The organism is Conyzicola sp. (genome assembly GCF_046714715.1).
Lineage (GTDB): Bacteria > Actinomycetota > Actinomycetes > Actinomycetales > Microbacteriaceae > Conyzicola.
Map to the genome: position 1 here is coordinate 1 of NZ_JBKKAD010000055.1, position 10,335 is coordinate 10,335.

Here is a 10,335-nt window from a genome sequence, read left to right on the forward strand (position 1 = left end):
GGCCGGAGCCCCCGCGGAGCGGCGCGACGATGCTGGGATCAGCCACCGTACTGTGCCTTGTTCTGCTTCAGCAGCTGGGTCGCCTTGGTCGCGGCGTCGTCGAGCGCTTCCTTCGGCGACTTCTTGCCGAGCATCGCCTCGTTGACGCCCTTGGTGATCTCGGCCATCGCGTTCGTGATGCCGGGCGACACGGTCTCGTAGCGCGCGTACTCGAGCTGCTCGAGGAACGGCGCGAGCGCCGGGTAGTCGGCCAGCAGCGCCGGGTCTTCACGAACCGTGTTCTGCGCCGGCAGCTCGCCCGTGGACGCCCATTCGGCGGAGTTGTCGTTCATCCACTTCACGAAGGTAGCGGCGGCGGCCGACTTGTCGGGGTCCTGGTTCTTGTTGGCCGGGAACATCCAGTGCGTCGAGCTCGACCAGACGGCCTTCTCGGTTCCGATCTGCGGAACGGGGATGGCGGTCCAGTCCACCGACTGCAGCGCCTCGTTGGTCGTCTGCCAGACGCCGTTCCAGTTGAACGCCGTCTCGCCGCCGACGAGCGCGTTGATGTTGCCGTCCTGGGCCACGTTCGCGGGGCTGTACCCCTTCTCGATCAGGTCGGTCATCCAGGTGAGCGCCTTGACGCCCGCCTCGGAGTTGAACGTCGCCTCGGTGACATCCTCGTTGAAGAGCTCGCCGCCGAACTGCCAGAGCAGCGACTCGAACTCGAACGTGCCGGTGAATACGTAGCCGTCGGCCCATTCGCCCTGAATGCCGGCGGCCTTGAGGGCGTCGAGCGCGGCGAGGTAGCTCTTCTGGTCGGTGGGTGCGGTCTCGGGATCGAGGCCGGCCCTCACCAGCACGTCCTTATTGATGTACAGACCGAGCGGCGTGACACTCCACGGCACCCCGTACTGGCTGCCGTCGAACTGGCCGGCGTCCATCAGGCCCTCCGGGAAGTCGTCTTCGCCGTAGCCGAGCGCCTCGACGACGTCGTCGGTCTTCAGCAGCAGACCCTGCGCCGCGTAGGTCGCGACATCGTCACCGTGGGCGACCGCGACATCCGGACCCTTGCCCGCCTTGATAGCGAGGGGCATCTTCTGGTTGATGTCCGCCCACTCCATCGCGTTGCTCTTGACCTTGATGTCGGGGTGGGTCTCGTTGAACTCGGCGACCAACTGGGGAACCAGCACGGGGGCCGCGCCGCCCGTCCAGCCGTTCCAGAAGGTGATCTCGACTGCGGGGCCGGAGTATTCGGCCTCGGCACGCACGCTGTCGGCCGCGCTGTTCGAACTGCCTCCGGAGCACGCCGCGAGCGACACCCCGAGTCCGAGAATCGCAACCGCGGCGGCTGCGCGCAGTGTGGGGTTCTTCATGTGTTGCTCTCCTTTGAGTGACGGTGCTGGGCGGTGCGGGGCGGACCGATACCGACGGAACTCGAGTCACGTCGCGCGGCGGCCACCTTCGCCTCGTTGCACAGGTCAATTTACAGCGCTGTAATATGCGAGTCAAGGAGAAATGGTTTTCCGGGAGATCGCACTCGGTACAGTGGGCAGCGAGAACGGGCGGTCCTACTACCGCGGCGGCCCCTCCCGACGACGACGAAACGGACCACCATGGCAAACGTGCGCCTGCAGGATGTGGCCGAGCTCGCCGGCGTCTCGATGAAGACCGTGTCGAACGTGGTGCATCAGTACCAGCATGTCAGCCCGAGCATGCGCGCCCGCGTCGAGGCAGCGATAAGCGAGCTGGGCTACCGGCCCAATGTGTCAGCCCGACGGCTCGCGACCGGGCGCACCGGCATGCTCTCCCTCGCCTTCAGCGACGTGAGCCTGCCCTACTTCGCCGAGCTCGCCCGCATCATCGCCCATCAGGCGAGCGCCCGCGGGTACCGCCTGCTGCTGGAACAGACCGACGGCACGATCGAGAGCGAGCGGGCGATCATCTCCACGCGCGAGGCGGGCCTCGTCGACGGCGTCATCTTCCAACCGTCGCGCATGCCGTCGCTCGAGATCTCGAAGCGCCGCGCCGACGTACCGCTCGTGCTGCTCGGCGAAGGGCCCGCTCCCCTCAGCGTCGACCACGTGATGATCGACAACGAGGCGGCCGCGATCGAGGCCACCACGCACCTCATCGCGGCCGGGCGCACGCGAATCGGCTTCGTGGGGCACGAGGAGTTCGACCAGTCGGTCACCTCGCTGCAGCGCCTCGAGGGGTACCAGGCCGCGCTCGACGCCGCGGGGTTGACCGTCGACATGTCGCTCGTGATTCCCAGCGCGGCGATCAGTGCGAAAGAGGCCGCGGATGCGATGCGTCGCGCCCTCGCGAACGGCCGGGTCTTCGACGGCCTCGTCTGCCGCGACGACCTCGCCGCCATCGGAGCACTGCGCGCACTGCAGGAGCACGGGCTGCGCGTTCCCGAGGACGTCGCGGTGGTGGGCTGGGACGACATCTCCATGGCGTCCTTCACCCACCCGTCGCTCACCACTGTCGCCCCCGACACCACGCAGATCGCCACGATGGCGCTCGACCTGCTCGAGGAGCGCATCGCCGGGTACACCGGGCTGGGCAGGCACCGCGTCGCCGACTACTCGTTCGTCGTGCGGGAAAGCGCGCCCGCCGCCTGAGCCGCCGACGCGCGGCGACGGCACCGGCGTGCATTGCCGTTTTACAGCGCTGCAAAAATGCAGCACACTGTACGCATGGACATCGACGCCCGCGCTACGACCGTCACCCCGATTCGCGCTTCGCGCCAAGACGGCAGCTACCCGCGACCGCAGCTCGTGCGCGAATCGTGGACAGACCTGGGTGGCCAGTGGGACCTGCGGTTCGACGACGCCGACGAGGGTCTCCGCGATCGATGGTTCGCCCCGGCCACCCCGACCGCGTTCGACCGCACGATCACCGTGCCGTTCCCTCCCGAGTCCCCGGCATCCGGAATCAACGACACCGGCTACCACCCGGTCGTCTGGTACCGGCGGTCGATCACCGTGCCGCCCCGCGACGGCGGCCGCACGCTGTTGCACTTCGGAGCGGTCGACTACCGGTGCTCGGTCTGGCTCGACGGCTCGCTGCTCGGCCACCACGAGGGCGGGCACACCCCGTTCTCATTCGACGTGACCGACGTCGCGACCGGCGAGGGGCCGCTCGGCCTCGTGGTGCGCGCCGAAGACGACCCGCTCGACGTCGCGCAGCCGCGCGGCAAGCAGGACTGGGAGCTCGACCCGCACGTCATCTGGTACCACCGCACCACCGGCATCTGGCAGCCGGTCTGGCTCGAGACCGTTCCCGAGCTGCACGTCGACCACCTCGCGTTCGCGCCCGACGTGGCGACCGGGTCGGTCGTCGTCACCGTCGAGCTGAACCGCCGCCTCGACGCCGACACACGCCTCGAGGTCGAGCTGAGCTACGAGGGCGAACCCCTCGCGACCCACGGCATCGCCGTGCACTCCCACCGGGTGAACGTGACGATCGTCGTGCCGCGGCAGATCAACGGGCAGAACTACGAGGAACTGCTCTGGAGCGACGTCTCGCCGCGGCTCATCGACGTGAAGGTGACGCTGAGCGGCCGCGCGTCGAGCGACACGGTTTTCTCGTACTTCGGCCTGCGCAGCGCCGCCGTCGACCGCGGGCGCTTCCTGCTCAACGACCGTCCGGTCTTCCTGCGTTCGGTGCTGAGCCAGGGCTACTGGCCCGAGTCGCACCTCGCGGCGCCGACGGCCGACGCGCTGCGGGCCGAGGTGCAGCTCATCAAGGACCTCGGCTTCAACGCGGCGCGCGTGCACCAGAAGATCGAAGACCCCCGCTTTCTCTACTGGGCCGACCGCCTCGGCCTCCTGCTCTGGGAGGAGATGCCCAGCGCCTACGAGTTCTCGAACACGGCCGCGCGCAGGGTCGCGGCCGAGTGGTCCGAGGTCATCCGGCGCGACTCCTCGCACCCGAGCATCGTCACCTGGGTGCCCCTCAACGAGAGCTGGGGCGTGCAGCACGTCTCGCAGGACGCCGCGGTGCGCGACCACGTGCGCAGTCTCTTCCACCTCACGAAGAGCCTCGACCCGTCGAGACCCGTCGTGTCGAACGACGGCTGGGAGCACCTCGACTCCGACATCTGGTCGATCCACGACTACGAGGAGTCGGGCGATGTTCTCGCCGCGCGGTACGCGAACAAGGCCAGCGTCGACGCGCTCTTCGACGGCATCGGTCCGGCGGGCCGGCGGCTGCGCCTCGGCGACGAGCCCGACCGCGGCCAGCCGATCATGCTCACCGAGTTCGGCGGTGTGAAGTTCGCGCCCGACAGCGACGTCGACAACGCCTGGGGCTACTCCACGGCGTCGTCGCCCGACGACTTCGCGAGGCGCATGGCCGCCCTGCTCGACGCGGTGCGTGCCAGCGAGGTGCTCGCCGGCTACTGCTACACGCAGCTGACCGACACGGGTCAGGAGACGAACGGGGTGGTCAACGCCGACCGCACACCGAAGCTCCCGATCGGGCGCATCCGGGCCATCATGACGGGCGACCCCGGCTCCGACCCGGCGGCGTGAGAGCGACGCGAAACCCCCTCTTGCGGCGGGCCGTGTACACCTTCAGAATGATCTATCGCTAAAGGGCGCATTTCTCAGCATCCTGCGACGCCGCGCGGAGTACCCTGTGAGAAGTTCACACCGTAGCCGCCGCCGATTGACCTCAACGGCAACCGACGACTGGAGTCTTGTCCGTGTTTTCCACCGCTCTCATCCCGTTCCTCGATCCCGCCAATCTGATCGAGGGCTTCGGCGCTTTCGCGCTGCTCGGGGTGTGCTTCATCGTCTTCGCCGAGACGGGCCTGCTCGTCGGATTCCTGCTGCCGGGCGACACGCTGCTCGTGATCACCGGCCTCCTCACCTTCGCCGGCACGGTGGCGGTGGGCGGTTCGGGCATCGAGATCGACATCTGGTGGGTGTGCCTGGCGATCGGTTTCGCGGCGTTCCTCGGCGGCGAGGTCGGCTACCTCATCGGCCACAAGCTCGGCCCGAAGGTGTTCGAACGCAAGGAGACCGGCCTGTTCTCGATGGAGAACGTGCGCCGCACCAACTCGTTCTTCGAGCGTTTCGGCGGCTTCGCGGTCATCGTGGCCCGCTTCGTGCCGATCGTGCGCACCTTCGCCCCGGTCGCCGCGGGCGTCGGCCACATGAACTACAAGAAGTACTCGCTCTACAACCTGATCGGCGCGCTCATCTGGGGCGGCGGCCTGACCTTCGCCGGCTTCCTGCTCGGCTACATCCCGCCCGTCGCCGACTTCGTGACGCACTACATCGACGTCATCCTGCTGGGAGCGGTGGCCGTCTCGGTGATCCCGACGGCCTACCACTACATCCAGTCGGTGCGTAAGTCGCGCAAGAACCGCGCCGCCGCCGCAGCGACCGACACCTCCGAGCTCGTGCTCGACCAGGCCTTGTTCGACCAAGACAAGAGCAACGACCCGAAGAACTAGTTCTCGGGTGCTGCCTCGGTGGCGCCAGTGTCTTCGGGGGATTCAGGGGTCTCGGATGTCGCGGCGGGAAGTTTCGCGCGCAGCTTCTTGAGCGCTCCACCGGCCTCGCGACGCACCTCGATCTCGGGGTCCTTCAGCAGCGAACGCAGCACGTCGATCTGGTCGGCGGTGCCGATCTCGCCGAGCGCGCGGGCGGCCTGGGCGCGCACGCGTGCCACCTCGTCGGTGGCGAGCACGGCGACCTCGGCCGGGTAGGCCAGCTCGCGGCGCGCCACGACCTTGGCGCTCATCTCGCGCACGCGCCACGCCTGGTTGCCCAGGCCGGCGAGAACCGCGGGGGTCGCGCTGTCGTTCCAGACGTAGAGGAACGTGAGGGCTCCCAACACCTCGCGCCAGTACAGCGGCGGGGCTCCGTCGAGGATGCCCTGCGCGTGACGGCCACCCACGGCGAGCAGGAACTCCTCGCCCGCGTTGAGGCCGGCGATGAGCGCGGTCGCGCGGGCGATGACGTCGTCCTCCCCCAGCTCGGCGACGACCTTCGCGATACGTTCGGCGGGGGAATCGTCGTTGGGCTGGTTCTTGGGGGTGTGAGTTGTCATAGCGCTGCTACTTTACGCGCCCCGCCGCTATCGGCCCACCCAGACCGAGTCGAGGGCGTCGTCCGCGAGGGTGAGCGTGCCCGCAGAACCCCGCAGTCTCACGACGAACGGCTCGACACCCTCCACCGTGAACGCGCTGTCGAGCGTGATCGACTCGGCCTCGAGGTGGCGAAGCAGCGCGGGGTCGCGGTCGCTGATGCGCACCACCCGCACCGTCTCCCCCGTGCCGACGTGACGCAGCAGCACGGCGGCCGGCTGCTCGACGTCGCCCGCGCGGCTCGGGATCGGGTCGCCGTGCGGGTCGCGGGTGGGAAAGCCCAGCTGCTCGTCGATGCTGTCGAGCAGCCGGTCGCTCAGCGCGTGCTCGAGCACTTCCGCCTCGTCGTGCACCTCGTGCCATCCGTAGCCGAACTGCCCCGCCAGCCAGGTCTCGATGAGCCGGTGGCGCCGCACCATGCGCAGGGCGAGAGCCGTGCCATCCGGGGTCAGTCTCACGGCCCCGTAGGGAACGTGGTCGACGAGTCCGGCGGCCCCGAGCTTTTTCACCATCTCGGTGACGGATGACGCGGCGAGCCCCAATCGCGCGGCGAGCACCGACGTCGTGATGGGCCGCGGCTGCCACTCGGTGTGCGCGTAGATCACCTTCACGTAGTCCTCGACCGCCATCGCGTACTGCACCGGCTTGGCCATCACGCGCCGCCGATCACGAGGGCGATGAGCACGACGTTGATGACGATGATGGCCGCCGTCGCCACCCAGCTGACCCAGCGCAGCCAGGCGGCGTTCGCGAACTCCCCCATCAGCGTCTTCGAGCTCGCGAACCGCACGAGGGGCACGAGGGCGAACGGGATTCCGAAGCTGAGCACGACCTGGCTGAGAACGAGCGCCCTGGTCGGGTCGAAACCGACGGCGAGCACAACGAGGGCGGGAACGAGCGTCACCAGCCGGCGGGCGAGCAGCGGGATCTTCACGCGCAGCAGCCCGCCCATGATCGAGGCGCCCGCGTAGGTGCCGACGCTCGTCGAGGCGAGGCCCGACGCGAGCAGTCCGACGGCGAAGACGACCCCGATCACGGGGCCGAGGTTCGCCACGATCGCGGCGTGCGCCCCCTCGATCGAGTCGGTGCCGTCGACGCCGCGCAGGCTGGACGCGGCGAGCAGCAGCATCGAGATGTTGATCGCCCCCGCGACGACGAGGGCGGCGCCGACGTCCCAGCGGGTGGCGCGCAGCAGCATCCGGATGCGACCCGCGTCGCGCGTCACACCGTGTCGGTCGCGGGCGAGCGCCGAGTGCAGGTAGATCACGTGCGGCATCACGGTGGCCCCGAGCATGCTCGACGCGAGCAGCACGGAGTCGGCGCCCTCGAAGCGCGGCACGACGCCCGCGAGCATCTGGCCCGCGTCGAGGTCGCTAACGAACAGTCCGGAGACGAAGCCCACCACGATCACCCCGAGCAGGGTGACGATCACGATCTCGAACGAGCGCTGCCCGCGACGGGATTGCACGGCGAGCAGGACCATCGAAGCGACACCGACGATCACCCCGCCGAGCAGCAGGGGTATGCCGAACAGCAGGTTGAGGGCGATCGCGCCGCCGATCACCTCGGCGATGTCGGTAGCGGCCGCGACCAGCTCGGCCTGGCCCCAGTAGAGACGACGCGGGCCGGTCTTCAGGCGTTCGCCCAGCAGCTCGGAGAGGCTGCGGCCGGTGACCAGCCCGACCTTCGCCGACTGGTACTGCACGATCACCGCGACGAGGTTGGCGAGGATGAGTACCCAGAGCAGCAGGTAGCCGTAGCGCGCCCCGGCCGTGAGGTTGGCCGCGACGTTGCCCGGGTCGACATACGCGATGGCGGCCACGAACGCCGGGCCGAGCAGCAGCAGGGTCGATCGGGGGGTGATCGTGGCGGGCGGAGCGATGGACGATTTCGGCACACCGAAACCCTAACCTTTTCGGTCGACCGAAACTAGCGGTGGTGCTGCTCTTCGTGTTCGGCGTGCTCGGTCGGCTCGAGCTGGAAGGTGGAGTGCGCGACATCGAAGTGGCCCGACAGGCAGCCCCCGAGTTCGTCGAGCAGCGCGCCGGTGCCGCCGCTCTCGAACAGCTCCTTGGTCACCACGACGTGGGCCGAGAACACCGGTGCGCCCGAGGTGATGGCCCAGACGTGCACGTCGTGAACGTCGACGACACCGGGCGTGCCCAGGATGTGTTCGCGGATCGTCTCGACGTCCATGTTGCGCGGTACCGACTCGCTCAGCACGTGCACCACGTCGCGCAACAGGGCGAACGCCCGCGGCACGATGAGCGCGGCGATCACGAGCGACGCGATGGCGTCGGCCTGCACGAAGCCGGTGAGCAGGATCGCGACCGCGGCGACGATGGCGGCGACCGAGCCGAAGAAGTCGCCGAGCACCTCGAGGTAGGCGCCCCGCATGCCGATCGACTCTCCGCTGCCGCCGCGAAGAACGAGCATCGAGGCGACGTTCGCGCCCAGCCCGACCACGGCGACGACGAGCATCGGGGTGCCCTGAACCTCGGCCTCCCCCGGCTGCACCAGACGGCTCACACCCTCGACCGCCACGAACACGGCGACGGCGGCAAGGATGACTCCGTTCACGAGCGCGCCGAACACCTCGGCGCGCTGGTAGCCGAAGGTCTGCCGGTCGGTTGCCGGGCGCGCCGCGATCATCAGCGCGACGAGGGCGACGATGAGGCCGAACAGGTCGGAGAGCATGTGGCCCGCGTCGGCGAGCAGAGCGAGCGAGTCCGACAGCACGGCACCGACGACCTCGACCACGAGGAACACCGCGACGATGGCGATGGCTACGACGAGCCGCGTGCGGTTGGTCACCCCCGCGGCATGGTCGTGTGCGGCGTGCTTGTCGTTACTCACTTGCTCAACGGTAAACGCCAGACACGTACCCGGCTAGGGGTGCGGTCTTGATAGGAATGATCGGCGTTATCGACTGCGTCCCGGCGACCGCTCAGGGCAGCAGCTGAGCGCGCACGACGGGCATGATCTGTCCGAACGCCAGGGCGCGGTGGCTGATCGCGTTCTTCTCGTCGGCGGTGAGTTCCGCCGCGCTCACGGCGATGCCGTCGGGCTGGAACACCGGGTCGTAGCCGAAGCCGCCGACCCCCGCGGGTTGTGTCAGCACGGCGCCCGGCCAGACGCCGAGCTCGACGTGCTCGAAGTCGCCGTCGACGAGGGCGGCGGCGCAGGTGAACTGCGCCGCGCGGTCGGTGATGCCCGCGAGGTTGGAGAGCAGCAGCTCGAGGTTCTCGCGGTCGTCGCGGTTGCCGGCGTAGCGGGCCGAGTGGATGCCGGGGGCACCGTCGAGCGAGTCGACGGAGATCCCCGAGTCGTCGGCGATGGCGGCGAGGCCGGTGTGTCTCGCCGCGGCGCGCGCCTTGATGAGCGCGTTCTCGGCGAACGTGAGCCCGTCTTCGACCGGCTCGGGGCCGTCGTACCCGATGAGCTCGATACCGTCGAGTTGCGCGCCCAGGATGCGGCGCAGCTCCTCGACCTTGTGCGCGTTGTGGGTGGCGAGCACGAGCTTGACGGGAGTGGCCGCCTGCACGGTCATGACGCCAACGACGCGACCTGCATCGCGGTGAGGTCGGCGGTACCGCCGAGCGCCAGGTCGAGCAGGGCGTTGAGTTCGTTGCGGTCGAAGGGCGCGCCCTCGGCGGTGCCCTGCACTTCGACGAAGAGCCCGCGGCCGGTGACGACGACGTTCATGTCGGTCTCCGCCTTCACGTCTTCGACGTAGGCGAGGTCGAGCAGCGGCTCGCCCTTCACGATGCCGACCGAGACCGCGGCGACGCTGTCGATGAGCGGCTTGGAGTTCTTGCCGATGAATCCCTTGTCGCGGCCCCACTCGAGCGAGTCGGCGAGGGCGATGTAGGCGCCGGTGATCGCCGCGGTGCGCGTGCCGCCGTCGGCCTGCAGCACGTCGCAATCGATCGTGATCGTGCGCTCGCCGAGTCGCGACAGGTCGGTGATGCTCCTCAACGAGCGGCCGATGAGGCGTTGGATCTCCTGGGTGCGCCCCCCGGGACGCCCGCGGTTCACCTCGCGGCTCGAACGCTCCGTCGTCGATGCCGGCAGCATCGAGTACTCGCCCGTTACCCACCCCCCGCCGGTGCCCTTCAGCCACCTCGGCGCGTCGTCGGAGACGCTCGCCGCGACGAGCACGCGCGTCTTGCCCATCGAGAACAGCACCGAGCCCGCCGCCCACTCCTGGAAACCGAGCTCCCAGCTCACGGGACGAAGCTCATCGGCCG

10 protein-coding genes are annotated in these 10,335 nt (G+C 69.0%); 3 read left to right on the plus strand and 7 right to left on the minus strand.

From position 1 onward, the window contains the following. Positions 1–38: 38 nt before the first annotated feature. Positions 39–1,355 carry an ABC transporter substrate-binding protein gene (locus ACLQ6X_RS04475; protein ID WP_411698975.1) on the minus strand — a complete coding sequence of 439 codons (1,317 nt, stop codon included), beginning with the start codon at positions 1,353–1,355 and terminating at the stop codon, positions 39–41. Positions 1,356–1,595: 240 nt separating this feature from the next. On the opposite strand from ACLQ6X_RS04475, the gene ACLQ6X_RS04480 reads away from it, so the two are divergent. From ACLQ6X_RS04480 to ACLQ6X_RS04490, 3 genes are all read left to right on the plus strand, one after another. After that, positions 1,596–2,606 carry a LacI family DNA-binding transcriptional regulator gene (locus ACLQ6X_RS04480; protein WP_411698976.1) on the plus strand — a complete coding sequence of 337 codons (1,011 nt, stop codon included), beginning with the start codon at positions 1,596–1,598 and terminating at the stop codon, positions 2,604–2,606. A gap of 75 nt (positions 2,607–2,681) precedes the next feature. After that, positions 2,682–4,520, plus strand: a complete 1,839-nt coding sequence (locus ACLQ6X_RS04485) for a glycoside hydrolase family 2 protein (protein ID WP_411698977.1) — start codon at positions 2,682–2,684, stop codon at positions 4,518–4,520. Between the two features lie 173 nt (positions 4,521–4,693). After that, positions 4,694–5,449 carry a DedA family protein gene (locus tag ACLQ6X_RS04490; RefSeq protein ID WP_188511064.1) on the plus strand — a complete coding sequence of 252 codons (756 nt, stop codon included), beginning with the start codon at positions 4,694–4,696 and terminating at the stop codon, positions 5,447–5,449. Here the strand turns inward: ACLQ6X_RS04490 and ACLQ6X_RS04495 are convergent. From ACLQ6X_RS04495 to rph, 6 genes are all read right to left on the minus strand, one after another. Further along, on the minus strand, positions 5,446–6,048 hold the full coding sequence (locus tag ACLQ6X_RS04495) for a HEAT repeat domain-containing protein (protein ID WP_411698978.1): 603 nt from the start codon (positions 6,046–6,048) through the stop codon (positions 5,446–5,448). The genes ACLQ6X_RS04490 and ACLQ6X_RS04495 overlap by 4 nt on opposite strands. A gap of 27 nt (positions 6,049–6,075) precedes the next feature. Beyond that, positions 6,076–6,738 carry a metal-dependent transcriptional regulator gene (locus ACLQ6X_RS04500; protein ID WP_411698979.1) on the minus strand — a complete coding sequence of 221 codons (663 nt, stop codon included), beginning with the start codon at positions 6,736–6,738 and terminating at the stop codon, positions 6,076–6,078. Continuing rightward, positions 6,738–7,982: an Nramp family divalent metal transporter gene (locus tag ACLQ6X_RS04505; RefSeq protein ID WP_411698980.1), complete on the minus strand. Its 1,245-nt coding sequence runs from the start codon at positions 7,980–7,982 to the stop codon at positions 6,738–6,740. Before ACLQ6X_RS04505 ends, ACLQ6X_RS04500 begins: the two co-directional genes overlap by 1 nt. A gap of 32 nt (positions 7,983–8,014) precedes the next feature. After that, positions 8,015–8,941 (minus strand): cation diffusion facilitator family transporter, encoded by a 927-nt coding sequence (locus ACLQ6X_RS04510; RefSeq protein ID WP_411698981.1) that lies wholly within the window; start codon positions 8,939–8,941, stop codon positions 8,015–8,017. Between the two features lie 91 nt (positions 8,942–9,032). Continuing rightward, positions 9,033–9,635 (minus strand): RdgB/HAM1 family non-canonical purine NTP pyrophosphatase, encoded by a 603-nt coding sequence (gene rdgB / locus ACLQ6X_RS04515; protein ID WP_411698982.1) that lies wholly within the window; start codon positions 9,633–9,635, stop codon positions 9,033–9,035. Continuing rightward, positions 9,632–10,335, minus strand: a 704-nt coding sequence (rph, locus tag ACLQ6X_RS04520; RefSeq protein ID WP_411698983.1) for a ribonuclease PH, incomplete at its 5' end; no start/stop codon positions are given. The genes rdgB and rph, both read right to left, overlap by 4 nt.